This window comes from Tardiphaga sp. 813_E8_N1_3, from assembly GCF_051811025.1.
In the GTDB taxonomy this organism is placed as follows: domain Bacteria; phylum Pseudomonadota; class Alphaproteobacteria; order Rhizobiales; family Xanthobacteraceae; genus Tardiphaga.
The window spans coordinates 2,172,816-2,198,889 of the sequence record NZ_JBPWQE010000001.1; the positions used below are offsets into that span (position 1 = coordinate 2,172,816).

Sequence of the window (26,074 nt, forward strand, 5' to 3'; positions counted from 1 at the left end):
TGTGCGGGATCCACGCCGACGGACTCGCCAGCGGCGACCGTAACCTGGAGTACGACCTTGGCAGCTTCGACAGGATGATGGATCAAACGAAGTCGACACAAGTCGGCAACCGGCACTGGGATGCTGGCGACTTTCCAGTGTCGGGCGGCGAATACGACAGCAGGCCGATGTCCTAACCGCGCACGGCACTCAAGCCGACCGGTCGAAGGTTGACCGTCATTGCAATCTTCGGCAACTCCGCCCCGCTGGCATCGTCGGCGGGCCCGAACCGAGTTTAGCTTCTCGTTGGACGACTTTTTGCGGTTTTCTTTTTAGCTAAACGAGGCGTACCTTGTGCGGGTACTGTGTTTCTGTGGGCTCGCATCGCGATCCTCAGTTGGTTTTCCGATTGCTCAATAGCGTCATTCAATCGCAGAATTTGCCCGAGTATCCTCGACGCCTCTAGCGCCCAGTCGGTTGAAGAGGGGCGCGAGGCGTAGTTGTGAAGAAAACGGCGAACGCTCTGCCGCACACTTATCTTGCCGTTAGCGATTTCTTCGAAAGATCTCATATCCGCAATTGTCAGCCTCTGTGATCTCTCGAAACGTCGATTTCGAAGAAAGCTAAGTGCGTCCTCAATACGCGGGGCTCGAACGTCGTCGTAGATCTCGACGAGTTCGCTTACGAGATCGTCATCAACGGAGGCGCCATCTGAAATCTGCCGCAAAAATTCGAGTAGATCTGACGGAAAAAAGTATATCTGCCGCAATGATTGTATGGCTTGTTCAATCAAAACTCGGTCTTGACGATCGTTGAAATCCAGGACCGAGACAAGTTTTGTAAAAAACTGAAGGCCTTTAAGTACGCCCGTTTCAAGCATGCTCGCTCCTCAACGCTCTAAAGAAAAGATAGGATAAAATTTAAGACCAGAAGTAGCCGCCCTTCCGGGTGCGGACATTCTCAACAAGTCGCTGTTCTGGATCGATATTGCTCGATCTTCGCTGTTGAAACGTCATGCGGATAGCAAAGCGGTGCTGCACCGCCGGGGCCGGAGTAGGCGCTCCACGATACACACGAGCGACCATTGCACATTCGATCGTCAGGATAGGCGCATAGTCGCCCGCCTGCGTGATAGGCGCTCCGACTGGCCGCGACGAGGATGGCCGCGATCGCTGCGAGAACTGCCTCTGTGGCACGCTTCTTCTCTACCATCGGGAGCTGCCTTGGAGGCGCGCTTGGTGTGGGGGCCGAAGGCGCCGTCGGTGGCGCCAAGGAGAGTGGCTGTTGCGTCTGTATTGCCTTCGTTACCGCAGGCGAGGGGGCCGCAGAGGGCGAGGAAGGCTTTGCGACGGGAGCGGGCGGGGTGATCAGCGCGACCGGGGCCGAATACGGAGCTGCTGGCACCGAAGGCTTTGGCGCGTCGTTCCGACCAAGCATGGAGGCGCCGACAATAGCGACGCTGACCAATGCAATGATTCCCTTGTCCACGTTTGCCCGCGTTTCACGTCAGTGAAGCATAGGGTGCAACCTCAGGGAATAGCCGCTCGAATGGAGTAGATCAGAGTGTGCATTGAAGTGTGCGCTGATAGACTGGATTTTGATAAAATCTAGCGATTTCAATGCATTAGAAGGGGTGATGGCGGAGCCGGAGGGATTCGAACCCTCGATACCCTTGAGAGGTATGCCGCTTTAGCAAAGCGGTGCCTTCAGCCACTCGGCCACAGCTCCATCATCGCTGCATATGCCCGACACCGCCGCCAGCCGCAAGCGCCAGTTCGCAGTCTGCAGCGCATGTTCGCAGAAATCGGACACGTCTGATGTCGATGTGTCTTTATGATCTTCAGATGCCGCGCCCGCCTGTGGTGCATTTGCGCTGGGAAAATGGCCCCCGAGGCCGTTTATCGATTGCCATCCGCCGTTGAGCGCTTGTCGGAGTTTATCGCTCCGGCAGAGCGAGGCGATTCGGCCGATGGACCAGGAAAGTCGACCAGCTACGCCGGATGCGGGTATGGATGTGTTTCCACCCGTTACAGGATGCGTCGGTGCTCTGAAATGCGGCACCAGAAATTCATTTGTTAAAACAGTTATTTGCTGGGAATGCGCGTTCACGAGTCCGTGTGATTTAAGCAACACAGCCCGGGAAACGGCCGAATGGAGGCCGCTTTGAGGCGTTCCATTGTTGCGAAGCGAGAAACCTTAGGAGATGGTCTCGGTGCGACGGAGGGGGGCATCCCGAGGTCGTCCCGTAAGGTGGTTCGTCCTGAACCTCGTCGGCACGCTTTGTGCGACGGGTTTTGAGATTCGGAGCGTTTGCGGGTTGTCAGGGATTAAGGGGACTTGTCTTCAGGGTGGCCTCCACCCCGTTGCAGAACCTTCCCTAAAGCAACTTGGAGGTTTACATGAAGACGATTAAGGGCCTTATTCTCGGCTCGACGGCAGCTCTGCTCGCCGTTGGCGGAGCTCAGGCAGCCGATCTTCCCGTCAAGGCCAAAGCGGTCGAATACGTGAAGATTTGCTCCCTCTACGGCGCGGGTTTCTACTACATCCCGGGCACCGATACCTGCATCAAGATCGGCGGCGCGATCCGTATCGACACCTCGTTCAATGCGAACGCATACGACACGCCGTTCTATCAGGGTGGCGCAGGTGGCAATAATCTTTGGACCAAGGATTATTTCGTCAGCCGCGAACGTATCAACCTGACCACCGATACGCGCACCGCCACCGAATACGGTGTCGTTCGTACCTATGCGAACATGCAGTTCGACTTCTCGCAGAACCGTGAATCGATCGCTGGCGGCTTCACCGAAGTCGACTTCGCCTTCATCCAGTTCGCAGGCTTCACCTTCGGTAAGGCTGTCTCGCAGTTCGACCCGCAGTGGGCTCTCTCGAAGCCATACATCTCGTCGGGCTTCCTGAACGGTTCGAACAACTCGACCGGTCTTCCGCAGATCGCCTACACCGCTTCGTTCGGTAACGGCGTCTCGGCCACGATCTCGCTCGAAAATGCTTCGCCCTACCGCAATGCAGGCCTCTGGAACACCAGCACCTTCATCGTTGGACCGGGCGCAGGTTCGTTCACCGGTACGTTCTACGGTACCAACTCGAACACCTTCCTGGGCAACGCCATCGGTGGCAACCATATTCCTGACGTTGTCGGCAACATCCGCCTCGACCAGGCTTGGGGCACGCTGCACTTCGGCGCTGCGATGCACGCTGCTACCCCGACCCTCTACTCGAGCAGCAACGAAACGCTCGGCCACGCTGACGACAAGTATGGCTTCGCAGTCAACGGTGCGGTTGAATTCAAGAACCTGCCCACCGGCGCTGGTGACAGCCTGAAGCTCGAAGCAACCTACGCTCAGGGCGCTGCCAAGTACGTCTTCGGTGGTACCAACGATTCGGCCGGCGGCGGTCGTTACGCGAAGGTTGATGGCAACACCATCGGCTTCGGTTACGTGCTCGACGGCGTTTACGCCACCAATGGTCAGATCACGCAGAGCGAAGCATGGTCGGTCGCTGGCTTCTACGAGCACTACTGGAACCCGGCATGGCGCACGTCGCTGTTCGGCAGCTACAGCAGCATCACCTACGGTGATGGCAATGCTCAGATGCTCGCTGCTTTCCAGGGCCTCACCGCTGGTGGCCCGGGTGCAAGCACCTCGTCGGCAGCAGCAGCTCGCGCTGGTACTTTCGTCGGCACCGGCAACTTCGACTTCGCGATTGCCCAGATCGGTACCCGTACCGCCTGGACCCCCGTCAAGAACCTGACCCTGTCGGCTGAATTCACCTACAGCCGCCTCGAACAGAACCTCAACGGCACCTACACCACCGCTACTGGCGGCATGAGTGGCAAGCCGGCTAATACGGTCCTGAACACGAGCAACCAGAACCTCTACAACGGTTCGGTTCAGATCCTGCGCTCGTTCTGATCTTGACCGCCTAACGGCGATCAACATCTGCAAGCAAAAGACCCCCGGCAGGAAACTGCCGGGGGTTTTTGCTTGCATGGATGACGTTGAGCGCGACGTCGCGCCCCCGCTGCGTCATCGCGAGGTCGCCCGGGCTTCTCGCAATGACGGCGGTGAGTTCGTGCTGTTGTTGCGTGCTATTCGACGCTGCTGCTGGCACCGCGATGCAGGTCGGCCTCGATCTGCAGTCGTGAGCCGCCACCGAAGCGTGCGCGATAGACCTGCAGGTTTTCCATGATGCGCTGGACGTAGTTGCGCGTTTCCGAGAACGGAATCGACTCGACCCAGTCGACCGGATCGACCTTCGGGTCACGTGGATCACCGTAACGTTCGATCCATTTGCGCACGCTGCCGCGGCCAGCGTTGTAACCGGCGAAGGTCATGATGTAGGAGCCGCGATAGTCTTCGAGCAGGCCACCGAGTTCGGCGGCGCCCAGCGTAGCATTGTAGACCGAGTCGCCCTTGAGGCGCGCGAGGTCATAGGTGCCACCGTGTCGCTTGGTGACGTATTGCGCCGCGCTTGGCGTCACCTGCATCAGACCATAGGCCTGGGCCGGCGACACGACGGCCGGATTGAAGGCGCTTTCCTGCCGTGCGATCGCATAGACCACGGCAGACTCGACTTCAGGTCCGATCGGGCGATAGCTCGGAATGCCCGTTGTCGGATAGGCATAGTGATCGAAGGGCAGGCCGCGATTGAGCGCTGCCTTGCCGACCAGCAATGTGCCGCGGGCATCCTTGTTCTGTTGCGCCAGCTCGGCAAGGCCGAGCACGGCTTCCGGATCGCCGTTCTCGCCGACATCGGCGAAGATCGGGATGGCGACTTCGCGCTCGTCCATGGCGTAGAGCAGTTGCACCGCGCGGACGATTTCCAGTCGATCGAGCCCACGCGCGCGGGCGGTCAATGCACCGCTGATGTCGAGCTGCTGCAGGCCGAGCTTCGCGCGCGCGAGCTGGCCGTAATAGCTGGTGGATTGCTCTGCTGCGCGCGTATAGGCGGCACGGGCTTCCTGGCTGCGGCCTGCGGCTTCTGCAGCACGGCCCTGCCAGTAACCGGCGCGGGCGAGAGCTGTCGGATTGACGCTGCCGACGCCGATACGTGCGAAGTGCTGTGCGGCGGTCGCGGGATCTTTCAGGAAGCGCAGCGCGATCCAGCCGGCGGTGAATTCCTGCTCGGTCTTGTAGATATCGCGCGCGGGCAGGGCAGCATCGCGTGCCACGAGATAGGCCGAGCGGTGTTCGCCGACGTCGAGCAACTTGCGCGCCGTGAGACGTCGCTCGATCCACCATTCGTCAAGATTGTGCAGGCGCTGCGGTTCGCGCGGCGCTGCGATCATCAGCCGCGCTGCTTCGCCGAATTTCTCTTCGCGGCGCAGCTGCTGAATGCGGCTGAACATATAGCCGGGATCGCTGTGCAGCTCCGAGGGTACCGCAGCGAGCAATGCGTTGGCGTTCGATGCCTTCTTGGTGACGCCAATGCGTGCACGGGCGAGCGCCATCTGCGCGCCGCCGAGGCGCTTGGCGGAGCGTAGTGCGGCATCTGAATCGCTGCCATAGAGCAGCATGTCCATGCGCGCCTTGTGATCACCGGGTGTGATCAGCGGACCGAACATGTCGATGGCCATGCTCTCGGTATCGCCCGATATCGGATCGCTGCGCCATGCATCACGGATCAGCCGCTCCGCGCCGGCGCGGTCGCCGCGCGCGAGCAGCGACTTGGCCAACGCGAATTTGCCCTTGGCGGAAATCGGCTTCTCGCTCTCGAAATAAGACTGGATCGCGGAGTCGTCGCGCTTGTCGTCCCACAGCGCCGCTTCGATGCGGCGTCGCAGGAAAGTCTGCGACGGCCAGCTCGGATTGGCGGCGACGAAAGCGCGGTAGCGCTCGACCGACGCGCCATTGTCGTCGCTGCGCAGATAGATCCATTCGCCGAGCTTGCGTGCCACCGGATCGCCAATCGTTTGCACGACCTGCGCGGCTTCCGAACCCTTGCGCTTGCGGATCAGCTCGATGACGTTTTCGAGCGTTTCGGCATCCGCCTGTGGGGTGGACGTTGTCGCCGCGACGGCCGCGCGGGCGACCGGCTTCTTGGCAGCCGGGGGAATGGCCGCGTGCTGGCGGGTGGCAGGCTGGATCGCAGGGGCCGGGCTTGCTGCATCCGGTGCAAGCGGCTTCGCCGGGGCAGCTACGGCCGTGGGGGCCTGTGCGGCACTGCGCGCAATGGGGCGCGCTTTCGGCAATGGAACCTTGGTGGCCGCCCAGGCCTCGACGGCCAGCACCGATACCCCGACCGCCAGCGCCAGACCGGAGCCCAAGGTCGTCCGCCGCGCAGTCGTGGTGAGGAGCAGGTGCTTCACGGCATTCCCTCGCGGCGAATCAGACAATCGCGCGCATTCCCATGATGTATTTGATTGAAACGGTGACCAAATCGTCAATTTCTGTAACCGCTTGCTCCTCTCTGCCCGGCCACGGCGGCGAAATCACGGCCAAACAGCCGGTAAACCGCGCTGAAACCGCTTCGGGCGGTCTTTCGCAGCAGCCGCAGACTCGATAAGACTTGCAGTTCAATCAATTGGTTCAAGCAGACGGCTAAAGCCGCATCGCGTTCGGAGCAGACCATGGCAGCCACCAAGACGAATTTCCGGGGGTCTTACGCAGCTCTGGTCACGCCGTTCAAAGACGGTGCGCTGGACGAGGCAGGCTTTCGCGCGCTCGTCAGCTGGCAGATTGCCGAGGGCAGCAACGGTCTCGTTCCTGTCGGCACCACGGGTGAGAGCCCGACGCTGAGCCACGAAGAGCATTACAAGGTCGTCGAATGGTGCATCGACGAAGCCAAGGGCCGCGTGCCGGTGATTGCCGGCGCGGGGTCCAATTCCACCAAGGAGGCGGTGTCGCTGGCGAAGCATGCCGAGAAGGCAGGCGCCGATGCCGTGCTGGTGGTGACGCCGTATTACAACAAGCCCACGCAAGAGGGCATGTATCAGCACTTCAAGGCGGTGAACGATGCGATCGGCATTCCGATCATCATCTACAATATTCCGCCGCGGTCGGTGGTCGATATGTCCGTCGACACCATGGCGCGCCTGTATGAGCTGAAGAACATTGCCGGCGTGAAGGATGCGACCGCGGATCTCGCGCGCGTGTCCAAGCAGCGTCACGCGATGGGACCGGATTTCATCCAGATGTCCGGCGAAGACATGACTGCGCTGGCCTATATGGCGGCCGGCGGGCACGGCTGTATTTCGGTGACGGCGAATGTTGCGCCGAAGCTGTGTGCCGAGCTGATGTCGCTGGTGCTCAAGGGCGACTATGCCGGTGCGCTCAAGGTCCAGGATCGCCTGACGCCGCTGCATGACACGATTTTCAAGGAGCCCGGCCTCGCCGGCGCCAAGCACGGTCTCGCACTGCTGGGCCGCATCAAGGAAGAAGTACGTCTGCCGCTGATGACGGTGACGCCGCCCACGGGCAAGGTGATCCGCGACGCCATGGTCTTCGCGGGCCTCATCAATTAGGCATCTGCGTCAACCGGATGTTAGGTGACCTTGGCTGCGTCATCTCTCCTTATTTGTAAGCGCGTACGGGTCGTTCGTTGAAAACAAAGAGGAATTGCAGATGCTGAAGGAATTTCGCGATTTCGCGATGAAGGGCAATGTGGTCGATCTCGCCGTCGGTGTGATCATCGGCGCAGCCTTCGGTGCGATTGTCTCGTCGATGGTGGCCGACGTCATCATGCCGATCATCGGTGCGATCACCGGCGGTCTCGATTTCTCGAATTATTTCACGGGTCTCTCGAAATCCGTTACGGCAACCAATCTGGCCGACGCCAAGAAGCAGGGCGCCGTGCTGGCCTGGGGCAGCTTCCTGACCCTGACGCTGAACTTCATCATTGTCGCCTTTGTTCTCTTCTTGGTCATCCGCTTCATGAACCAGCTGAAGCGCAACGATGCCGCCAAGCCGGCTGAACCGCCGAAGCCGACCCGCGAAGAAGAACTGCTGACCGAGATCCGCGATCTGCTCAAGAAGGCCTGAGCCCAAAGCTTGGGTCGGGCGTTCGCGGCACCTATATTCGGTCAGCACGCTGAAAGTATTGAACGATGGCCGAGAAGAACGAACGCCCGATCAAGGTGATTGCTGAAAACCGTAAGGCGCGGTTCAATTTTGCCGTCGAGGATACGGTCGAGGCGGGTATCGCCTTGACCGGGACCGAGGTGAAGTCGATCCGCAACGGCAAGAGCACCATTGCTGAGTCCTATGCCGATCCCAAGGACGGCGAGATCTGGCTGATCAACTGCAACATCCCTGAGTATCTGCAGGCCAATCGCTTCAATCACGAGCCGAAGCGGCCGCGTAAACTGCTGCTGCATCGCAAGCAGATCAACAAGCTGATGGGCGCGGTAGAACGCCAGGGCATGACCCTTGTGCCATTGAAGATGTACTTCAACGAGCGCGGCCGCGTTAAGCTGCAGCTGGCGCTGGCCAAGGGCAAGCAGCTGCACGACAAGCGTGCGAGCGAGAAGGACCGCGACTGGGGTCGCGAGAAGGGGCGTTTGCTCCGCGCGAGAGGCTGAGGCTGGGCGTCGCCCATCCCCGCAAACAAGAGGATGAGATGACGCAAGGCAACCTGCTCGAAGTCGACTGGAGCAAGATTCCGGCACCGGAAGACGACGGCGCCGCCAATCATCTGACCGGCATGACCATCCCGCCGGTCAGCCTGCGCGCTACCAACGATACCGCGGTGACGCTCTCCGAACTCGCCGGCCGCACCGTGGTGTTCGGCTATCCGCGCACAGGTGAGCCCGGCAAGATCGGGCTGGTCGATGACTGGGACATGATCCCCGGCGCGCGTGGCTGCACACCGCAAACCTGTTCGTTCCGAGATTTGTTTGCAGAGTTGAAGGTTGCTGGCGCAAAGCATGTGTTCGGTCTGTCGACGCAGAGCAACGCCTATCAGACCGAAATGGCCGGGCGCCTTCATCTACCGTTTCCGGTGTTGTCCGACGAGCAACTTGAGCTGAGCGATGCGCTCAGCCTGCCGACCATGGATGTTGCCGATCAAACGATGATCAACCGCCTGGCCATGATCATCGACGACGGCAAGATCACCCATGTGTTCTATCCGGTGTTTCCACCGGACCGGAATGCGGGCGATGTGCTGGAGTGGTTGAAGGCCAATCCGGTTTAGGCCTACGCTAAATCCGCCTTCACCCGTGCGAACACCGCCCGAAACATCTCCGGCGTCAGCACCCGCGTGTTCGTGTTGTAGCGCGAGCAGTGATAGCTGTCGTAGAGCTTGAAGCGGCCGACATCGTGGACGGCGCCGTGCGCAAAGGGCGCTGTCACGGCGCGAATGCCGAGCGTCCTCAGCATCGTGTCGTGGGCGACGCGGCCCAGCAGCACGATGGCGCGCAATCGCGGCATGGTGTCCATCGTGGCAATCAGGAACGGCCGGCAGGTGGTGATCTCGACCGGCAGAGGCTTGTTCTGGGGCGGTACGCAGCGCACGGCATTGGTGATCCGGCAATCCTGCAGCATGAGCCCGTCATCAGGACGCGCTTCATAGGTGCCGGAAGCAAAGCCGAAATCCAGCAAAGTCTCGTAGAGCAGATCGCCAGCATAGTCGCCGGTAAAGGGACGCCCGGTACGATTGGCACCCTGCACGCCGGGGGCGAGGCCCACGATCAGCAGCGCAGCATCGGAGGTGCCGAACGACGGCACGGGGCCGTTATAGCCGCCAGGATCCTTCTCGCGCACCGCCATACGGTAGTCGACGAGACGTGGGCAAAGAGGACAATCGCGCCCTGGGTCGGTGGGAGTACCGGCGGAAATCGCGGATGCGACCACCGCCGGCTGTTGTCTGCTGAGTTGTGTCTTAGTCTTCGAAATCTTCATCGCCTCGTGGCGCCATGGTGGTCGCGCGCTGCAGGAATTGCGGCGTCTGGTGACGCGGCTCGCGCGGAGCAGGGCGCTCTGCCGGATCGCGGCCGAGCTTGCTCTGCAGTTCCATGAGATCGGTAAACACGTCTGCCTGCCGGCGCAACTCGTCGGCGATCATGGGCGGCTGGCTCGAGATGGTGGAGACGACGGTGACGCGGACGCCGCGACGCTGCACGGCTTCGACAAGGGAGCGGAAGTCGCCGTCACCCGAAAACAGCACGATCTGGTCGACATGTTCGGCCAGTTCCATGGCATCGACGGCGAGCTCGATGTCCATATTGCCCTTCACCTTGCGTCGGCCGGACGCATCGATGAATTCCTTGGTGGCCTTGGTTACCACCGTATAGCCGTTGTAATCGAGCCAATCGATCAACGGCCGAATCGACGAGTATTCCTGATCCTCGATAATGGCCGTGTAATAGAAAGCCCGGACAAGGGTACCGCGGCTCTGAAATTCCTTGAGGAGGCGCTTGTAGTCGATGTCGAAGCCGAGGGTCTTGGCGGTGGCGTAGAGGTTGGCGCCGTCGATGAAGAGTGCGATCTTGTTAGATGTGAGGGACATCAAGTTTTCTCATGTGGTTTGTTGTTGTTAGCGTTTTTGGCGCGACTTCGTCGTTGCGCATTTGAATCACATTTGTCGTCCGCTCTTCGTCGGATCGGCCTTATTGACGCCACGCAATCAGCTGGTCTGGAACTGCCCGAATATGCCGATCCATCTGCCCTTGCAATGAAGCCTTTTGGTGTCGAGATATCCGCTTCTGGCCAGATGGTGCCACCGCTTCTGCGGCTTTTTCGAGGGTACCATAGTGCGGCAGAAAACCAAGCCAAGAAGGGCCTAATTCCAAATTGGTCCTTGCGAATGCCGCAAAGCCCCTATACCTACGGCACTTAATCATCATATTCGGTCCCACAACAAACGGAGCGACATTTTATGGCGCGCGTAACCGTCGAAGATTGCATCGATAAGGTCGACAACCGGTTCGACCTGGTGTTGCTGGCAGCACACCGGGCACGAATGATCTCGTCCGGTTCACAACTTACGATTGATCGCGACAACGACAAGAATCCTGTTGTTTCGCTGCGCGAAATCGCTGATCAGACCATTTCCCCGGAAGATCTCCGTGAGGAACTGGTCCATTCGCTGCAGAAGTTCGTGGAAGTCGACGAGCCAGAACCGGATACGATTCCGCTGATCGGTTCCGCCGGCGCCAGCGTCGATGCCGACGATACCGAAGTGGCCGTCGAGCGCATGACCGAAGAAGAGCTCCTCAAGGGTCTCGAAGGCCTCGCTCCGCCGGAAGAGCAGCCCGAAGAAGACGAGTAAAGCGATACACACGGTCTTTTGCTTAACCGTTTTGATTATCAGTCATCACAAAGGCCCGGACATGCGTCCGGGCCTTTGCTTTTGCAGTCCGTTTCGGGGCAAACTTAAAGTGAAGAATCCGGGTCGCTGCTGACCCGATCGAACGAGGCTAGGATGGCGACTTCGCGCCGTAATAAACGGCAGATGCAGGCTGCGAACGACACGGTCGCCGCGGTCTCGCCAGTTTCGCCTGAAGCACTGTCCGCAGAGACGCCAGCTCCGGCCAAGGTGCCGCGGACGTCCCGTGTCCGGATGATGCGGCAATACGATCTGGTGGACCGCGTCCGGGCCTATAACCCGAATACCGACGAGGATTTGCTCAACCGCGCCTATGTCTATGCCATGGTTGCCCATGGCGAGCAGACGCGGGCCTCGGGCGACCCGTATTTCTCCCACCCGCTGGAAGTGGCGGCGATCCTCACCGACCTGAAGCTCGACGACGCCACCATCGTGGCGGCGCTGCTGCACGACACGATCGAGGACACCGAGGCCACCCGGACCGAAATCGACAAGCTGTTCGGCGCCGAGATCGGCGCGCTGGTCGAGGGCCTGACCAAGCTGAAGCGGCTCGAACTGGTGTCGCGCGAAGCCAAGCAGGCCGAGAACCTGCGCAAGCTGCTGCTGGCGATCGCCGACGACGTCCGGGTCCTGCTGATCAAGCTCGCGGATCGTCTGCACAATATGCGGACGATGGAGTTCATGCCGCCGGCCTCGCGCCGCCGCATCGCCGAGGAAACCCTCGACATCTATGCGCCGCTGGCCGGCCGCATGGGTATGCAGGCGATGCGCGAGGAGCTCGAGGAACTGTCCTTCAAGGTGCTCGACCCCGATGCCTATCTGGTGGTGATGCAGCGCCTGGACTCGCTGACCGAGCGCAATCAGAACCTCATCGATATGATCGAGAGCCATCTCTCCACGAAGTTGGAGAAGAACGGCATCGCGGCGCGGGTGACCGGGCGGCGCAAGAAGCCGTTTTCGATCTGGACCAAGATGAAGCGCAAGTCGGTGGGCTTCGAGCAGCTGTCGGACATCTACGGTTTCCGCGTGGTGCTGAAGGACATGGAGGCGTGTTACCGCGCACTCGGTGTGGTGCACACGACCTGGCCCGTGGTGCCCGGCCGCTTCAAGGATTACATCTCGACGCCGAAGCAGAACGATTATCGTTCGATCCATACCACGGTGATCGGCCCCGGCAACCAGCGCGTCGAACTGCAGATCCGCACCGAGGAGATGAACAGCATCGCCGAATACGGCATCGCGGCGCATGCGTTCTACAAGGACGGCATCGGTTCGCCGACCGAAATGCTCAAGCGCGAATCCAACGCGTTTTCGTGGCTGCGCCACACCATCGGCATTCTTTCGGAGAGCACCAATCCGGAAGAATTCCTGGAGCACACCAAGCTCGAATTGTTCCACGACCAGGTGTTCTGCTTTACGCCGAAGGGCAAGCTGATCGCGCTGCCGCGCAACGCCAATGTGGTCGACTTCGCCTATGCCGTGCATACCGACGTCGGCAACAGTGCGGTGGGTTGCAAGATCAACGGCAAATTCGCGCCGCTGTCGTCCGAATTGCAGAATGGCGACGAGGTCGAAGTATTGACCTCGGCCGCACAGCAGGCGCCGCCATCCGCCTGGGAGGGCCTTGCAGTCACAGGCAAAGCGCGCGCCGCCATCCGCCGTGCGACGCGAACGGCGGTCCGTGATCAATATGCCAGCCTTGGCCGCCGCATCGTCGAGCGGCTGTTCGTGCGCGCCAAGATGGAATATTCGGATGACCAGTTGAAGGGCGCGCTACCGCGTCTGGCGCGCACGTCTATCGACGACGTGATGGCCTCGGTCGGCCGCGGCGAACTCCGCGCCGCCGACGTCGCGCGGGCAATGTATCCCGACTACAAGGAAGAGCGCATCGGCCGCTTCTCGGCCAACAACAAGAAGTCGACGGCGGACAAGGTCAGAACGCCCGATGGCGCGACACGCTTCACCTCGATCATTTCGATCGGCGGCGTCAATTCCGACCTGCCGGTGAAATTCGCTCCGAACGGTGGCGCCGTGCCGGGCGACCGCATCGTCGGCATCGTCACGCCCGGCGAGGGCATCACGATCTATCCGATCCAGTCACCGGCTTTGAAAGACTTCGAGGAAGAGCCGGAGCGTTGGGTCGATGTGCGCTGGGATATTGATGAATCCTCGCCGCAGCGTTTCCCGGCCAGACTCTTTTTGCAGAATGTCAACGAGCCCGGCAGTCTGGCGCAGATCGCTCAGGTCATCGCCGACCATGACGGCAATATCGACAATATCAGCATGCATCGCCGCTCGCCCGATTTTACCGAACAGACTATCGATCTCGGTGTCTACGACCTCAAACATCTCAGCGCGATCATCAATCAGTTGCGCGCCAAGGCCGTTGTCGCCAAGGTCGAACGCGTCAATGGGTAGCGTCTTTCCTTAAGGTCTTCTGGAATTCCGTCATGTCCTCATCCTCGCTGCGCCTCGGCGTCAACATCGATCACGTCGCGACCCTGCGCAATGCGCGGGGCGGCAAGCACCCGGATCCCGTCCGCGCTGCGCTGGAAGCCATTTCCGCGGGCGCTGATGGCATCACGGCGCATCTGCGAGAGGATCGTCGCCACATCCGCGACGCGGATATGGAGCGCCTGAAGGCGGAGATCTCCAAGCCGCTGAATTTCGAAATGGCGGCGACGCCGGACATGGTGCGGATCGCGCTGGCGGTGAAGCCTCATGCCGTCTGTCTGGTGCCGGAGCGGCGTGAGGAGCTGACCACCGAAGGCGGCCTCGATGTGGTCGGCCAGCGTGAATCGCTGGAGCCGTCGATCGCGCGCTTCACTGAAGCCGGCATACGGGTGTCGCTGTTCATTGCGGCTGATCCCAAGCAGATCGAAATGGCGGCCAAACTGAAGGCCCCCGTGATCGAACTCCACACGGGCGCCTGGTGCGACGCGATCACCGATGGCGATACGGCCAAAGCCGCCAGCGAATGGCAGCGCATTGTCGCCGGCGCCAGGCTGGCGAAATCCGCAGGCCTGGAAGTGCATGCCGGCCATGGCCTCGATTATGCCACCGCCGAGACGATCTCGGCACTGCCCGAAATCATGGAGCTGAACATCGGCTACTATATGATCGGCGAGGCACTGTTCATTGGCCTGTCCGATACGGTGCGTCTGATGCGCGCGGCGATGGATCGCGGGCGGATGCAGTCCAAGAGCGCGTCATGATCATCGGCATCGGTTCGGATCTGATCGACATTACGCGCGTCGCCAAGGTGATCGAACGCCATGGCGACCGTTTTCTCGATCGCATCTTCACCGAGGCCGAGCGCGCGAAGGCGCAGCGCCGCGCCAAGAGCGAGAGGATGGTGGTCGCGACCTATGCCAAGCGTTTCGCCGCCAAGGAGGCGTGCTCCAAGGCGCTGGGGACCGGCATCCGGCAAGGGGTCTGGTGGCGGGATATGGGGGTCATCAACCTGCCGGGTGGCAAACCCTCCATGAAACTCACCGGCGGTGCGCTGGTCCGGCTGCAGGCCATGTTACCGCCGGGGCATGACGCCCAGATCGATCTGTCGATCACGGACGATTGGCCACTGGCGCAGGCTTTCGTCATAATTTCGGCCGTCCCGTCGCCCAAATCCTGAGGCAAGCCGTGAGGGCAGGCTGGCAGCCGCACCTGAAGCGGTGCGATCGCAAGCCAGCAGGCCAAACTGGCGGGACGTGGCTTTTCGGGGCGTTCATTGCACCGTTACCAACAACCGTTTAAACCTGCCAGGATACCGAACCGACGCCAATTCTCGCTGACGCCGCTCATGGCATTTGCAGGACTTTGCCGTAATTATATGAATCTAATGCATTTTTCGTGCCGGGCGTAATGCCGCCTTGCCCCAAAATGCTACCAGCCGCGCGGCGACGCTGCGGGAATCGGGAAAGCGATGAGCGTGACATCCGGGACCAAGACTGAAAGCGGCGTCGGCGAGACCATCCGCGTTGTCATCAACGCATTGCTGATCGCGCTGGTGATCCGGACCTTCCTGTTCCAGCCTTTCAACATCCCGTCGGGCTCCATGAAGGCCACGTTGCTGGTCGGCGATTACCTGTTCGTCTCGAAATATTCCTACGGCTACAGCCACTATTCGATTCCGCTGTCGCCGAACATCTTCTCCGGCCGCGTCTTTGGCTCCGAGCCGTCGCGTGGTGACGTCGTGGTGTTCCGTCTGCCGAAGGACGACTCCACCGACTACATCAAGCGCGTGATCGGGCTGCCCGGCGACCGCGTCCAGATGAAAGAGGGGCTGCTCTACATCAACGAGAAGCCTGTGCAGCGCGAGCGCATGAGCGACTTCGTCGGCGAGGATCCGTGCGGCTCCGACGCCACGGCGCGCGTGAAGCGCTGGAAGGAAACGCTGCCAAACAATGTGACCTATGAAACGCTCGATTGCGTCGATAATGGTTTCTACGACAACACCAATGTCTACACCGTGCCGCCCGGCAACTTCTTCATGATGGGCGACAACCGCGACAATTCCACGGATAGCCGCGTGCTGTCGGCCGTCGGCTATGTGCCGTTCGAGAATCTCGTCGGCCGTGCGCAAATGATCTTCTTCTCGATCGCTGAAGGCGAACATGCTTGGCAGATCTGGCGCTGGCCGACCGCTGTGCGCTGGAATCGAATTTTTTCCATCGTGCGATGACCGACGACTCCAACAATCCCATCGATACCGCGCCGAAAACCGACGAGTTGAGCCCGACCACCGAGGCTACGCCGGAGACGGCGGCTGCTCGCAAGAAGAAGTCGCGCGCGGCAGCCAAGGCGGCCGCCGCCGAGATTGAAACGCGGATCGGTCACAGCTTCAAGGACCCGCTGCTTCTGGCGACCGCCTTCACCCATGTGTCGGCCTTGAAGTCGCAGCGCAGCCGGACCGAGAGCTATCAGCGCCTTGAATTTCTGGGCGACCACGTGCTTGGCCTCGTTGTCTCCGACATGCTGTTTCGCGCTTTCCCGAATGCGGATGAAGGCGAGTTGTCCAAGCGGCTCGCCGATCTCGTCCGCAAGGAAGCATGCGCCGATGTTGCGCGGTTGCTGGGTCTGCTCGAGGGGATCAAGCTCGGCACCGTCGGCGCAGGCGCCGGTCAGCGGTTGCGCAAGTCGGTCCTCGGCGATATCTGCGAAGCTGTGATCGGCGCGATCTTCCTCGATGGTGGCTATCCGGCTGCGGAAAGTTTTGTGCAGCGCAATTGGACCGAACGCATGCGCAAGCCGGTGCGTCCGCTGCGTGATCCGAAGACGGTGCTGCAGGAATGGGCCCAGGGCCGCGGTCTGCCGACACCGGCCTATCGGGAGGTCGAACGCTCGGGTCCGCACCACGATCCGCATTTCAAGATCGAGGTGGATGTGAAGGGTTTTGCACCGGCCGAAGGCGAGGGTGGCAGCAAGCGCGCCGCCGAGAAGGCCGCGGCGCAGGCAATGATTGCGCGTGAAGGCGTCAGCAGTGGCGGCAATGAAGGATAATGTCGTGAACGATGCTGAACCAGATCATGAGTCCGAAGGGACGCCCGTTGAAACCCGTTGCGGTTTCGTTGCGCTGATCGGCGCGCCCAATGTCGGCAAGTCGACGCTGGTCAATGCGCTGGTCGGCTCCAAAGTCACGATCGTCTCACGCAAGGTGCAGACCACGCGTGCGCTGATCCGCGGCATCGTCATCGAGAACCACGCCCAGATCATTCTGGTCGATACGCCCGGCATCTTCCTGCCGAAGCGACGTCTCGACCGGGCGATGGTCAAGACGGCATGGAGCGGCGCGCACGATGCCGACGTCGTCTGCGTGCTGCTTGATGCCAAAGCGGGCATCAATGAAGAAGCCGACGCAATCTTCGCGCAGCTCGCGAGCGTCAATCACCCGAAGATCCTCGTCATCAACAAGGTGGATATCGTCTCCAAGGAGAAGCTGCTGAAGCTGGCGCAGATGGCCAATGAGCGGCTGAAGTTCGAAGAGACCTTCATGATCTCGGCGATGACCGGTGACGGCGTCGACGACCTGCGCCGCAGGCTCGCAGCTGATGTGCCCGCCGGCCCGTATCACTATCCCGAAGATCAGATGTCGGACGCGCCGATGCGCCATCTCGCGGCGGAAATCACCCGCGAAAAGATCTTCCGTCAGTTGCATCAGGAACTGCCGTATCAATCGACGGTGGAGACTGATAGCTGGACCGAGCGCAAGGACAAGTCGGTCCGCATCGAGCAGACGATTTTCGTCGAGCGCGAAAGCCAGCGCAAGATCGTGCTCGGCAAGGGCGGTGCGACGATCAAGCAGATCGGTGCGGACTCGCGCAGGGAGCTGACCGAGATCGTGGGCGCGCCCGTGCATCTGTTCCTGTTCGTGAAGGTGCGCGAGAACTGGGGCGACGATCCCAATCGTTATCGCGAAATGGGCCTCGAATTTCCTCACGAGTGATCGAGGAGCGATGATGGAAGTGCAACCCACACGATGACCGCTCCCGCCAACCTTCCGAAGAACGTTTTCTGTTTCGAAGTGCTGCTCTACATGTCGCTGATCCTCGACGCGCTGTCGATCGCGTTTCAGGATCGCACGCCGGACCTGACGATGTCCGAGAGCACCATCATGGCAGCGAACTTCGTCGCCGCCTGCATGCTGTTGTTCTTCGTCTGGCTCGTTCGGCTCGCCGCCTATCGCCGCAAGGGCTGGCCGCGCTGGGTGCTGGTGGTGTCGCTGGCCTTTTCGGTATTGTCGCTGTTCCAGGTGCTTGGCATCTACGGGCTGCAGTTCGACAGCGCGATCGAGATCGTGTCATGCATCCTGACCGGGCTCGGGCTGTATTGCGCTTTCACCGGCGACGCGAAAACGTGGTTCAAGGCCTGATCGCATTTACTGCGGCGGCTGCCGAATTCCTGTAAACTACCCCCATGGAATGGACCGATGAAGGCATCATCCTTGGCGTGCGGCGGCATGGCGAATCCAGCGCCATCGTCGAACTGCTGACGCGTAGCCATGGCCGTCATCTCGGCCTGGTGCGCGGTGGTGCGGGGTCAAAGATGCGACCGCTGCTGCAGCCCGGCAATAGCGTGCAGGCGATATGGCGGGCGCGGCTGGACGAGCAGCTCGGCTATTACCTGATGGAAGGCACCTTGATGCGTGCCGCGACGCTGCTGGGCTCGTCTCATGCTGTCTATGGCATCACTCATCTCGCCTCGCTGGCGCGGCTGTTGCCGGAGCGCGATCCGCATGAAGACATCTACGAGACGCTGGAGCGCATCCTGGATGACTTCGATGATGTCGGCGAAGCCGCGCTCCATGTGATCCGGTTCGAGCTGGCGATGCTGACCGAACTCGGCTTCGGTCTCGATCTGGAAAATTGCGCCGCCACCGGCGTGACCTCTGACCTGATTTACGTGTCACCCAAATCTGGCAACGCAGTGTCCCGGACCGCGGGGGAACCGTATCGCGACCGGCTGATGCGGCTGCCGTCATTCCTGCGTGAGAGTGAAGACGGCCAAAACAGTATCTCCGACCGCGACTTGCAGGACGGCTTCGACCTGACCGGGCGCTTTCTGCTCCGCAATGTGCTGGAACCGCGCGGGCAAGGCCATTCCGACGCCCGCGAAGGGTTCATCAACGCGGTGACGCGGCACCTCGCGCGAATCTCATCGTCCTGAGGCAAGTTCGACATTGGCGAATGCCGGATTCGCGTCTATGTTCCGCGCATTGCGGGTTGATAGGAATATCGCATCCAGATGCTGGTTCGTCTGACCAGAGTGCAACGGCTGAGAGCAGGGTGGTTCGTCGCCCTGGTCTATCTGTTGTGCGTGCTGGCGCCGACGATCTCCCTTGCCTTGCCGGGACAGCACCAGGTTGCGCCGTGTCTGACCGGCGAAAGTCATATGACCGGCATGGTTCATGTGAACAGCAGCACGTCGGCGCACATGTATGGGGATGGTCACGCGCACGATCATTCTGTCGCGCACGCATCAGCCGCACACGTTGATGGTGACCGCGCATTGACGGCGATCGACGATGCCTCCGGTTCGCACAAGGTCCCGCACTCACCGAACGGTCCATGCTGCGGACTGATGTGCGTCTCCGCGCTGCCGGCAGTGCTGACTGACATCGTGACTCCCTCGGAGCCGACGGTCCTTCGTATCACCGAAGGCTATCGCGTGGTCACCGACAGTGCGCCCGTCCGGCTCTACCGCCCCCCTATTTCCTGATCTGATCGTATCGACGCGGTGCCGCGCCCGTTAAGGGCACGCGCACCTGTGATCCATCGTCATTTCAGGAAAATAACATGCTTGCGCAGCTTGGGGCGAAGCTCGCCGCCGTTTGTTCGGTGGCCGGGAAACTATTCGATATCAAATTGGGAATCCTTGCAGCGACGACCGCTGCCGGTATGGCGCTCGGTGGCTGCATGCCAACGACCGTACCGTTGGCCGGCGCCGACCCGGCAGATCCCGGCGCCAGGGTCGCTGGTGTCGGCTATCGCTCCACGGTGGCTCCTTACAGCAGCCTTCGGCCGGTTGCCCCGTCGTCATGGCGCGAGCAGAACGACCGCGTCGTTCCTGTGCCGAAATCTGGCCGGTAGGGGCACGTCATGTTCAACAAGCATCACATGTCGCTCACGCATGCGCATCAATTCGGTTCAAGGTCTGCCGCGGGCATCACGCTGCTGTCGGCGCTGCTGCTGGCGGGATGTGCATCGTTCTCGCCGGATCGCGGTATGGGCGTCGTCGCGGGCGTCGCAAGCGAGACCATCAACAAGGACGTGATTGCGATCCGAACACCGGATGACGCTCAGCGTGCCGATGCGACCGTCAAAGCCCTGCTGCGGCGGCCATTGACAGTCGACAGCTCGGTGCAGATCGCGCTCCTCAGCAATCGCGGCCTGCAGGCTGCGTATAATGAACTGGCGCTTGCGGAAACGGATCTCGTCGGCGACAGCCTGCCGCCCAATCCGACATTCTCGATCTCGCGCATTTCCGGGAACGGAGCGCTGGAGATCGAGCGACAGGTCGTCGGCGATATTCTCGCGCTGGCGACACTGCCGTTCCGATCCGAGATCGCCCGTCAGCGATTCCAGAAGGCGCAATTGCGTGCCGCAGAAGAGACGCTGCGGCTGGCCGCTGACGTCAGGCGCACCTACTACCGCGCCGTCGCTGCCAACGAACTTGTCGGCCTGCTGACGGACGCCAAGTCGACAGCGGAATCCACGGCGCAACTCGCGCAGAAGCTGGGTGAAACCGGGTCGCTGAACAAGCTCGATCAAGCGCGCGAGCAGGTATTCTACGCAGAGACGACCGCCGATCTCGCAACGCTCCGCCAGGAGGCCACGAGTTCGCGCGAGAGCCTGATCCGTCTGCTCGGTCTCTGGGGCGCCGATATCGGCATCAGGCTGCCGCAGAAGCTTCCGGTGCTGCCGCGTCAGCCGCTGTCGCTGCCGGGGATCGAAGTCGATGCCGTCGCACATCGTATTGACCTGCAGATCGCCCGCATTGAACTCGCCGCTCTCGCCAAGTCGCTGAACCTCACCGAAGCAAGCCGGTTCGTGACGTTGCTCGACGTCGCCGGCATCGACCGCAAGACGCGTGATCCGGAGGGAGCACCGTTCCGCGAGCGCGGCTTCGACGTGCAGTTTCAGATTCCGATCTTTGACGGTGGTGAAGTGCGCGTTCGACAGGCCGCAGAAACCTATAATCAGGCCTTCAACCTGTTGACCGAGAAGGCGGTGAATATCCGCTCCGAAGCGCGCGATGCCTTCAGGGTCTATCGCTCGACCTACGATATCGCCGGTCATTACCAGCGCGAGGTGTTGCCGCTGCGCAAGATCATCTCCGATGAGATGCAATTGCGCTTCAGCAGCATGCAGGTCGACGTATTCGCGCTGTTGACCGAGGCTCGTCAACGCATCGCAGCTTTGCGTGCAGCCATTGAAGCCAAACGCAATTTCTGGCTCGCGCAGTCTGAACTGCAGACCGCCATTAATGGCGGTGGTCGTGGCGAGTCCCAATCCGAAACGAAATCCGCGACGACCGCTCAGGCGACGAGCGGAGGAGGGCACTGAAATGGAGAAAACCATGTTGTCCCGACGAAATTTTCTCGGTACCGCCACGGCGCTTGCCAGCGCTGCTGCGGTGACCGGCCGCGTGCAGGCGGCGAGTATTCCCGAAGCACCCATAATGGACAAAGTGACGATGCAGCCGCCGCTGCATCCGTCGAGCGGGCCCGACTACAATCCGGTGGTTACGCTCAACGGCTGGACCTTGCCGTGGCGTATGAATGGCGACTGGAAGGAGTTCCATCTGGTCGCCGAGCCTGTCGAGCGCGAATTCGCCGACGGCATGAAGGCCTATCTCTGGGGCTATAATGGCCAGTCGCCCGGGCCGACGATCGAAACCGTCGAAGGCGACAAGGTTCGCATCTTCGTCACCAACAAACTGCCGGAACATACGACCGTGCATTGGCACGGCGTGATCCTGCCGAGTGGCATGGACGGCGTTGGCGGGCTGAGCCAGCCGCATATCAAGCCTGGCAAGACCTTCGTCTACGAATTCGAGATGAAGCATAGCGGCACGTTCATGTATCACCCGCATTCGGACGAGATGGTCCAGATGGCGATGGGCATGATGGGGATGATGGTCGTGCATCCCCGCGACAAGAGTTTCCGGCCTGTCGATCGCGATTTCGTCTTCATCATGAGCAGCTATCTCATCGATCCCGGCACCTATCTGCCGAAGGTCAACGAGATGACCGACTTCAACATGTGGGCATGGAACAGTCGCGTCTTTCCTGGCATCGATCCGTTGCCGGTTCGGCTCGGCGATCGCGTGCGGATACGGGTCGGCAATCTGACGATGACCAATCATCCGATCCATCTGCACGGTCACAAGTTCGCGGTCAGTTGCACGGATGGCGGATGGGTGCCTGACAGCGCGCAATGGCCGGAAGTCACCACTGACGTGCCGGTGGGCGCGATCCGCGCATTCGACTTTGTCGCCGACAATCCCGGCGATTGGGCGTTCCACTGCCACAAGTCGCATCACACCATGAATGCGATGGGTCACGACGTCAGGAACCTGATCGGCGTCTCCAAAAAGGATCTGGCGAAGGCAGTCGGCAAGCTCGCACCGGATGCGATGGTGATGGGATCCACAGGCGGCGCCATGGGCGAGATGGAGATGCCGGCGCCGGACAACACACTGCCGATGATGACGGGATCAGGTCAGTTCGGTCCGATCGAGATGGGCGGCATGTTCAGCGTCATGAAGGTGCGGGACGGACTCGCGCGCGACGATTACCGCGATCCCGGTCCTTACGATTTCCCGAAGGGCACGGTCGCATATGAGATCGAGGCGCCGCAGGGCGAAGCTCCACGACAGACGAGCGTGAAGGACAAGCCCATCAAAGGCCAGGGATCAAAGCCGATGGACATGAAGAAGGGCATGAAAATGAAGGGAATGTAAGGGACCGAACTACACATCGTCATCACAGACAACAAGCAACATGGAAACTGAAATGAACAAGACCCGGAAATACATTGGTCGCGGCCTCATGCTGGCCGCGATGTCTTACTCGGCCGCTGCTGCGGCCCACGACAAGCACGGAGGATATTCGGCTGGCGAACCCGGCGATCCCAAGAAGCCGGCGCGCGAGATCGTCGTCAGCATGAACGAGATGGATTATTCGCCTGCGGTTATTGAGGTCAAACGCGGCGAACAGATTCGCTTCGTGATCCGTAACGCGGGGACTGAAGCACATGAATTTCTGCTGGCGACCACGGCAGAGAATCTGAAGCACGGCGAAGCGATGAAGAAAAACCCCGACATGGAGCATGACGAGCCCAACGGCTTGCGTCTTGCGGCCAAGAAGTCCGGCGAAATCCTGTGGAAGTTCTCGAAGGCAGGGACGTTCGAATATTCGTGCCTGATCCCGACGCATCGTGAATTGGGGATGACCGGCAAGGTCATCGTGAAATAGCGCGATGCAAACAGCTCAATCTGAAGCAAAGGAATGCATGATGAAGACCAATGGATTTGTCGCGCTTGTAGCGTTTGTCGCGCTCTCAATGTTCGGCGTCGTGGCGGCCGCGCAGGATGCTGCCGTGCGCGGGGAAGTGAAGAAAATCGATGAAGCGGCGGGCAAGATCACGCTGAAGCACGGTCCAATCAAGAGCCTCGATATGGACGAGGGCATGACCATGGTGTTTCGCGTCAAGGACCCGGCAATGCTGAAATCGGTCAAGGTGGGCGACAAGGTGAAATTCGATGCCGGTCGCGTCGATGGTCAGATCGTCGTGACCTCTATCCAGAAAGCCAAATAGTCTCCGGAAGAGGGCGTCCAGGCGGAGCCTGGAGCCGCCATCCATCGAATCGCCTAATGGCTGTCGGAACAACATGGGCGGCCTCTCTTTACGGGAGGGCGCCCCGATATCGATGGAACTTGATCGGTGGCGCGAGATTCATTTCTTGCCCGATTCGCCGGGAGGCGCTAACCCCTCGCCATGGGAAAAAGACTGATTCCGCCGGAGCCGGCTGAAATTCACGAAGTGCAGCTGCGGGACGCGCTCGAGGAGCGCTATCTTGCTTACGCGCTATCCACGATCATGCACCGGGCGCTGCCGGATGCGCGGGACGGTTTGAAGCCGGTGCATCGCCGCATCCTCTATGGCATGCGCCTGCTGCGGCTCGATCCGGGCACGCCGTTCAAGAAATCCGCCAAGATCGTCGGCGACGTGATGGGCTCGTTCCATCCGCATGGCGACCAGTCGATCTACGACGCGCTGGTGCGCCTCGCGCAGGACTTCTCGTCGCGCTATCCGCTGGTCGACGGCCAGGGCAATTTCGGCAATATCGACGGCGATAGCGCTGCGGCCTATCGTTACACTGAAGCCCGCATGACCGACGTGGCGCGGTTGCTGCTCGAAGGCATCGACGAGGACGCGGTCGAGCTGCGCCCGAACTACGACGGCCAGACCAAAGAGCCCGCCGTGCTGCCGGGCGGTTTCCCGAACCTGTTGGCCAATGGCGCGCAGGGCATCGCGGTCGGCATGGCCACCTCGATCCCGCCGCACAATGTCGCCGAACTTTGCGACGCCGCGCTTCATCTGATCGACAAGCCCGACGCCAAATCGAAATCGCTGATGCGCTGGGTGAAGGGACCGGATTTCCCGACCGGCGGCATCATCGTCGATTCCAAGGAGAGCATTGCCGAGGCCTATACGACAGGGCGCGGTTCGTTCCGCACGCGCGCCAAGTGGCACGTTGAAGAGGGCGCGCGAGGTGCCTGGAATGTCGTCGTCACCGAGATTCCCTGGCTGGTGCAGAAGTCGCGGCTGATCGAGAAGATCGCCGAACTGCTCAACGACAAGAAGCTGCCGCTCATCGGCGATATCCGCGACGAGTCCGCCGAGGATATCCGCGTCGTCATCGAGCCGAAGACGCGCAACGTCGATGCCGGTCTGGTGATGGAGTCGCTGTTCAAGCTCACCGAGCTCGAGAGCAAGATTCCGCTGAATCTCAACGTGCTGGTAAAGGGCCGCATCCCCAAGGTGCTTGGCCTTGCCGAATGTCTGCGCGAATGGCTCGACCATCTGCGCGACGTGCTGTTGCGTCGCTCCAACTATCGCAAGGGCCAAATCGAGCATCGCCTCGAAGTGCTCGGCGGTTACCTGATCGCCTATCTCAACATCGACGAGGTGATCCGGATCATTCGCACCGAGGATGAGCCAAAGCCCGCACTGATGAAGGCATTCAGCCTCACCGAGCTGCAGGCCGAGTCGATCCTCAACATGCGGCTGCGCTCGTTGCGCAAGCTCGAAGAGTTCGAGATCCGGAAAGAGGACAAGGAGCTCCGCGCGGAGCTGAAGGCCATCCTCGCGACGCTGAAGTCCGAGACCGAGCAGTGGGCCAAGGTCGGCGAGCAGGTTCGCAAGGTGCGCGACATTTTCGGCCCCAAAACACCGCTCGGTAAACGCCGCACCGTGTTCGCGGATGCGCCGGAGCACGATCTCGCAGCGCTCGAAGAGTCGCTGGTCGAGCGGGAGCCCGTCACGGTCGTGATTTCCGAGAAGGGGTGGGTCCGCACGTTGAAGGGCCAAGTGGCAGATCTCTCCAACCTGACCTTCAAGACCGACGACAAGCTCGACAAGGCGTTCTTCGCCGAGACCACTTCGAAGCTGATGTTGCTCGCCACCAATGGCCGGTTCTATTCGCTCGACGTGTCGAAGCTGCCGGGCGGTCGCGGCCATGGCGAGCCGATCCGCCTGTTCATCGATATGGAAGGCGACGCCGCCATCGTCTCGATGTTCGTGCACAAGGGCGGCCGCAAGTTCCTGATCGCTAGCCACGACGGTCAGGGCTTCCTCGTCAACGAGGACGACTGCGTCGGCACCACCCGCAAGGGCAAGCAGGTGCTGAATGTCGAGATGCCGAATGAGGCGCGTGTGCTGACGGTGGTCGGCGAGGGCAGCGATCAGGTCGCGGTCATCGGCACCAACCACAAGATGGTGATCTTCCCGCTCGATCAGGTGCCCGAAATGGCGCGCGGCCGCGGCGTGCGTCTGCAGAAATACACGAGCGCGGGCTTGTCGGATGTCGCCACCTTCGTGGCCAAGGAAGGCCTGACCTGGAAGGATTCGTCCGACCGCGAGCATCGTCTGACCTGGAAAGAACTGGCCGACTGGCGCGGCAACCGTGCGGACGCCGGCCGTCTCGCGACCGGCCTACCGAAGTCGAACAAGTTCGGCCGGGTGATCGAGTAAGCATCGCGTCCCTAACTCTCAACATGTCGTCCTCGCGAACGCGGGGACGACAT

26 protein-coding genes and 1 tRNA gene are annotated in these 26,074 nt (G+C 60.9%); 21 read left to right on the forward strand and 6 right to left on the reverse strand.

Annotated elements, in window-relative coordinates; all coding sequences use genetic code 11:
* Window positions 1-274: 274 nt before the first annotated feature.
* Both AB8A33_RS10330 and AB8A33_RS10335 read right to left on the reverse strand, forming a co-directional pair.
* Window positions 275-859: a hypothetical protein gene (locus AB8A33_RS10330; RefSeq protein WP_439092623.1), complete on the reverse strand. Its 585-nt coding sequence runs from the start codon at window positions 857-859 to the stop codon at window positions 275-277.
* Between the two features lie 757 nt (window positions 860-1,616).
* Window positions 1,617-1,707 (reverse strand) — tRNA-Ser (locus tag AB8A33_RS10335).
* A 671-nt stretch (window positions 1,708-2,378) separates the two neighbouring features.
* Between AB8A33_RS10335 and AB8A33_RS10340 the strand changes: the two genes are divergently transcribed.
* Window positions 2,379-3,911, forward strand: coding sequence for a porin (locus AB8A33_RS10340; RefSeq protein WP_439092625.1), 1,533 nt, complete (start codon window positions 2,379-2,381; stop codon window positions 3,909-3,911).
* A 176-nt stretch (window positions 3,912-4,087) separates the two neighbouring features.
* Here the strand turns inward: AB8A33_RS10340 and AB8A33_RS10345 are convergent, their stop codons facing one another.
* Window positions 4,088-6,307 carry a lytic transglycosylase domain-containing protein gene (locus AB8A33_RS10345; protein ID WP_439092626.1) on the reverse strand — a complete coding sequence of 740 codons (2,220 nt, stop codon included), beginning with the start codon at window positions 6,305-6,307 and terminating at the stop codon, window positions 4,088-4,090.
* A gap of 74 nt (window positions 6,308-6,381) precedes the next feature.
* The gene (locus tag AB8A33_RS10350) at window positions 6,382-6,579 is read right to left on the reverse strand and encodes a hypothetical protein (protein WP_439092627.1); all 198 of its coding nucleotides are present in this window, start codon (window positions 6,577-6,579) and stop codon (window positions 6,382-6,384) included.
* Here AB8A33_RS10350 and dapA point away from each other — a divergent pair.
* From dapA to AB8A33_RS10370, 4 genes are all read left to right on the forward strand, one after another.
* On the forward strand, window positions 6,569-7,462 hold the full coding sequence (gene dapA / locus AB8A33_RS10355) for a 4-hydroxy-tetrahydrodipicolinate synthase (RefSeq protein ID WP_439092628.1): 894 nt from the start codon (window positions 6,569-6,571) through the stop codon (window positions 7,460-7,462). The genes AB8A33_RS10350 and dapA overlap by 11 nt on opposite strands.
* Before the next feature lie 100 nt (window positions 7,463-7,562).
* Entirely contained in the window at window positions 7,563-7,979 is a 417-nt protein-coding gene (mscL, locus tag AB8A33_RS10360) for a large conductance mechanosensitive channel protein MscL (RefSeq protein ID WP_175368489.1), read from the forward strand.
* Window positions 7,980-8,044: 65 nt separating this feature from the next.
* Window positions 8,045-8,518: an SsrA-binding protein SmpB gene (gene smpB, locus AB8A33_RS10365; protein ID WP_092144287.1), complete on the forward strand. Its 474-nt coding sequence runs from the start codon at window positions 8,045-8,047 to the stop codon at window positions 8,516-8,518.
* A 38-nt stretch (window positions 8,519-8,556) separates the two neighbouring features.
* Entirely contained in the window at window positions 8,557-9,132 is a 576-nt protein-coding gene (locus AB8A33_RS10370) for a peroxiredoxin (protein WP_439092629.1), read from the forward strand.
* Between the two features lie 2 nt (window positions 9,133-9,134).
* Here AB8A33_RS10370 and AB8A33_RS10375 read toward each other — a convergent pair whose 3' ends face one another.
* A complete protein-coding gene (locus tag AB8A33_RS10375) occupies window positions 9,135-9,839 on the reverse strand; it encodes a uracil-DNA glycosylase (protein ID WP_439092630.1) in 705 nt (234 codons plus the stop codon).
* Window positions 9,820-10,446, reverse strand: coding sequence for a LabA-like NYN domain-containing protein (locus tag AB8A33_RS10380; RefSeq protein ID WP_068732474.1), 627 nt, complete (start codon window positions 10,444-10,446; stop codon window positions 9,820-9,822). The genes AB8A33_RS10375 and AB8A33_RS10380 overlap by 20 nt, the downstream gene beginning before the upstream one ends.
* Window positions 10,447-10,815: 369 nt before the next feature.
* Here AB8A33_RS10380 and rpoZ point away from each other — a divergent pair, with 369 nt between their 5' ends.
* The 16 genes from rpoZ (at window position 10,816) to parC (ending at window position 26,021) form a co-directional block, all read left to right on the forward strand.
* Window positions 10,816-11,208 (forward strand): DNA-directed RNA polymerase subunit omega, encoded by a 393-nt coding sequence (gene rpoZ / locus AB8A33_RS10385; RefSeq protein WP_068732476.1) that lies wholly within the window; start codon window positions 10,816-10,818, stop codon window positions 11,206-11,208.
* A 153-nt stretch (window positions 11,209-11,361) separates the two neighbouring features.
* Window positions 11,362-13,683 carry a RelA/SpoT family protein gene (locus AB8A33_RS10390; protein WP_439092631.1) on the forward strand — a complete coding sequence of 774 codons (2,322 nt, stop codon included), beginning with the start codon at window positions 11,362-11,364 and terminating at the stop codon, window positions 13,681-13,683.
* Between the two features lie 32 nt (window positions 13,684-13,715).
* On the forward strand, window positions 13,716-14,480 hold the full coding sequence (locus AB8A33_RS10395) for a pyridoxine 5'-phosphate synthase (protein WP_439092633.1): 765 nt from the start codon (window positions 13,716-13,718) through the stop codon (window positions 14,478-14,480).
* On the forward strand, window positions 14,477-14,896 hold the full coding sequence (acpS, locus tag AB8A33_RS10400; protein ID WP_439092634.1) for a holo-ACP synthase: 420 nt from the start codon (window positions 14,477-14,479) through the stop codon (window positions 14,894-14,896). The genes AB8A33_RS10395 and acpS overlap by 4 nt, the downstream gene beginning before the upstream one ends.
* A gap of 291 nt (window positions 14,897-15,187) precedes the next feature.
* Window positions 15,188-15,946, forward strand: a complete 759-nt coding sequence (gene lepB / locus AB8A33_RS10405) for a signal peptidase I (protein WP_089264616.1) — start codon at window positions 15,188-15,190, stop codon at window positions 15,944-15,946.
* Window positions 15,883-16,764, forward strand: coding sequence for a ribonuclease III (gene rnc, locus AB8A33_RS10410; RefSeq protein WP_439092635.1), 882 nt, complete (start codon window positions 15,883-15,885; stop codon window positions 16,762-16,764). Before lepB ends, rnc begins: the two co-directional genes overlap by 64 nt.
* Window positions 16,754-17,707: a GTPase Era gene (era, locus tag AB8A33_RS10415; protein WP_315842610.1), complete on the forward strand. Its 954-nt coding sequence runs from the start codon at window positions 16,754-16,756 to the stop codon at window positions 17,705-17,707. The genes rnc and era overlap by 11 nt, the downstream gene beginning before the upstream one ends.
* Window positions 17,708-17,740: 33 nt before the next feature.
* On the forward strand, window positions 17,741-18,133 hold the full coding sequence (locus AB8A33_RS10420) for a hypothetical protein (protein ID WP_439092636.1): 393 nt from the start codon (window positions 17,741-17,743) through the stop codon (window positions 18,131-18,133).
* A 44-nt stretch (window positions 18,134-18,177) separates the two neighbouring features.
* Complete coding sequence (gene recO / locus AB8A33_RS10425; protein ID WP_089263820.1) at window positions 18,178-18,927, forward strand: DNA repair protein RecO; 750 nt, start codon at window positions 18,178-18,180, stop codon at window positions 18,925-18,927.
* 78 nt (window positions 18,928-19,005) lie between these two features.
* Window positions 19,006-19,479: a hypothetical protein gene (locus tag AB8A33_RS10430; RefSeq protein WP_439092637.1), complete on the forward strand. Its 474-nt coding sequence runs from the start codon at window positions 19,006-19,008 to the stop codon at window positions 19,477-19,479.
* 77 nt (window positions 19,480-19,556) lie between these two features.
* On the forward strand, window positions 19,557-19,850 hold the full coding sequence (locus AB8A33_RS10435) for a hypothetical protein (RefSeq protein WP_439092638.1): 294 nt from the start codon (window positions 19,557-19,559) through the stop codon (window positions 19,848-19,850).
* Between the two features lie 27 nt (window positions 19,851-19,877).
* Window positions 19,878-21,326, forward strand: coding sequence for a TolC family protein (locus AB8A33_RS10440; protein ID WP_439095902.1), 1,449 nt, complete (start codon window positions 19,878-19,880; stop codon window positions 21,324-21,326).
* A 13-nt stretch (window positions 21,327-21,339) separates the two neighbouring features.
* Complete coding sequence (locus AB8A33_RS10445; protein ID WP_439092639.1) at window positions 21,340-22,725, forward strand: multicopper oxidase family protein; 1,386 nt, start codon at window positions 21,340-21,342, stop codon at window positions 22,723-22,725.
* A gap of 52 nt (window positions 22,726-22,777) precedes the next feature.
* Window positions 22,778-23,239 carry a cupredoxin domain-containing protein gene (locus AB8A33_RS10450; RefSeq protein ID WP_439092640.1) on the forward strand — a complete coding sequence of 154 codons (462 nt, stop codon included), beginning with the start codon at window positions 22,778-22,780 and terminating at the stop codon, window positions 23,237-23,239.
* Between the two features lie 40 nt (window positions 23,240-23,279).
* Window positions 23,280-23,582, forward strand: coding sequence for a copper-binding protein (locus tag AB8A33_RS10455; protein WP_439092641.1), 303 nt, complete (start codon window positions 23,280-23,282; stop codon window positions 23,580-23,582).
* Window positions 23,583-23,762: 180 nt separating this feature from the next.
* Window positions 23,763-26,021 carry a DNA topoisomerase IV subunit A gene (parC, locus tag AB8A33_RS10460; protein WP_439092642.1) on the forward strand — a complete coding sequence of 753 codons (2,259 nt, stop codon included), beginning with the start codon at window positions 23,763-23,765 and terminating at the stop codon, window positions 26,019-26,021.
* Window positions 26,022-26,074 lie beyond the last annotated feature (53 nt).

What these genes read in the sequence shown, in the direction of transcription:
- AB8A33_RS10330 (WP_439092623.1), bottom strand. Translation starts at nt 859, where the DNA reads ATGCTTGAAACGGGCGTACTTAAAGGCCTTCAGTTTTTTACAAAACTT.
- acpS (WP_439092634.1), top strand. Translation starts at nt 14,477, where the DNA reads ATGATCATCGGCATCGGTTCGGATCTGATCGACATTACGCGCGTCGCC.
- AB8A33_RS10450 (WP_439092640.1), top strand. Translation starts at nt 22,778, where the DNA reads ATGAACAAGACCCGGAAATACATTGGTCGCGGCCTCATGCTGGCCGCG.
- AB8A33_RS10390 (WP_439092631.1), top strand. Translation starts at nt 11,362, where the DNA reads ATGGCGACTTCGCGCCGTAATAAACGGCAGATGCAGGCTGCGAACGAC.
- AB8A33_RS10430 (WP_439092637.1), top strand. Translation starts at nt 19,006, where the DNA reads ATGCTGGTTCGTCTGACCAGAGTGCAACGGCTGAGAGCAGGGTGGTTC.
- AB8A33_RS10340 (WP_439092625.1), top strand. Translation starts at nt 2,379, where the DNA reads ATGAAGACGATTAAGGGCCTTATTCTCGGCTCGACGGCAGCTCTGCTC.
- recO (WP_089263820.1), top strand. Translation starts at nt 18,178, where the DNA reads ATGGAATGGACCGATGAAGGCATCATCCTTGGCGTGCGGCGGCATGGC.
- AB8A33_RS10435 (WP_439092638.1), top strand. Translation starts at nt 19,557, where the DNA reads ATGCTTGCGCAGCTTGGGGCGAAGCTCGCCGCCGTTTGTTCGGTGGCC.
- AB8A33_RS10375 (WP_439092630.1), bottom strand. Translation starts at nt 9,839, where the DNA reads ATGAAGATTTCGAAGACTAAGACACAACTCAGCAGACAACAGCCGGCG.
- AB8A33_RS10380 (WP_068732474.1), bottom strand. Translation starts at nt 10,446, where the DNA reads ATGTCCCTCACATCTAACAAGATCGCACTCTTCATCGACGGCGCCAAC.
- AB8A33_RS10455 (WP_439092641.1), top strand. Translation starts at nt 23,280, where the DNA reads ATGAAGACCAATGGATTTGTCGCGCTTGTAGCGTTTGTCGCGCTCTCA.
- AB8A33_RS10440 (WP_439095902.1), top strand. Translation starts at nt 19,878, where the DNA reads ATGTCGCTCACGCATGCGCATCAATTCGGTTCAAGGTCTGCCGCGGGC.
- dapA (WP_439092628.1), top strand. Translation starts at nt 6,569, where the DNA reads ATGGCAGCCACCAAGACGAATTTCCGGGGGTCTTACGCAGCTCTGGTC.
- lepB (WP_089264616.1), top strand. Translation starts at nt 15,188, where the DNA reads ATGAGCGTGACATCCGGGACCAAGACTGAAAGCGGCGTCGGCGAGACC.
- smpB (WP_092144287.1), top strand. Translation starts at nt 8,045, where the DNA reads ATGGCCGAGAAGAACGAACGCCCGATCAAGGTGATTGCTGAAAACCGT.
- AB8A33_RS10420 (WP_439092636.1), top strand. Translation starts at nt 17,741, where the DNA reads ATGACCGCTCCCGCCAACCTTCCGAAGAACGTTTTCTGTTTCGAAGTG.
- mscL (WP_175368489.1), top strand. Translation starts at nt 7,563, where the DNA reads ATGCTGAAGGAATTTCGCGATTTCGCGATGAAGGGCAATGTGGTCGAT.
- era (WP_315842610.1), top strand. Translation starts at nt 16,754, where the DNA reads ATGAAGGATAATGTCGTGAACGATGCTGAACCAGATCATGAGTCCGAA.
- AB8A33_RS10395 (WP_439092633.1), top strand. Translation starts at nt 13,716, where the DNA reads ATGTCCTCATCCTCGCTGCGCCTCGGCGTCAACATCGATCACGTCGCG.
- AB8A33_RS10370 (WP_439092629.1), top strand. Translation starts at nt 8,557, where the DNA reads ATGACGCAAGGCAACCTGCTCGAAGTCGACTGGAGCAAGATTCCGGCA.
- parC (WP_439092642.1), top strand. Translation starts at nt 23,763, where the DNA reads ATGGGAAAAAGACTGATTCCGCCGGAGCCGGCTGAAATTCACGAAGTG.
- rpoZ (WP_068732476.1), top strand. Translation starts at nt 10,816, where the DNA reads ATGGCGCGCGTAACCGTCGAAGATTGCATCGATAAGGTCGACAACCGG.
- AB8A33_RS10445 (WP_439092639.1), top strand. Translation starts at nt 21,340, where the DNA reads ATGTTGTCCCGACGAAATTTTCTCGGTACCGCCACGGCGCTTGCCAGC.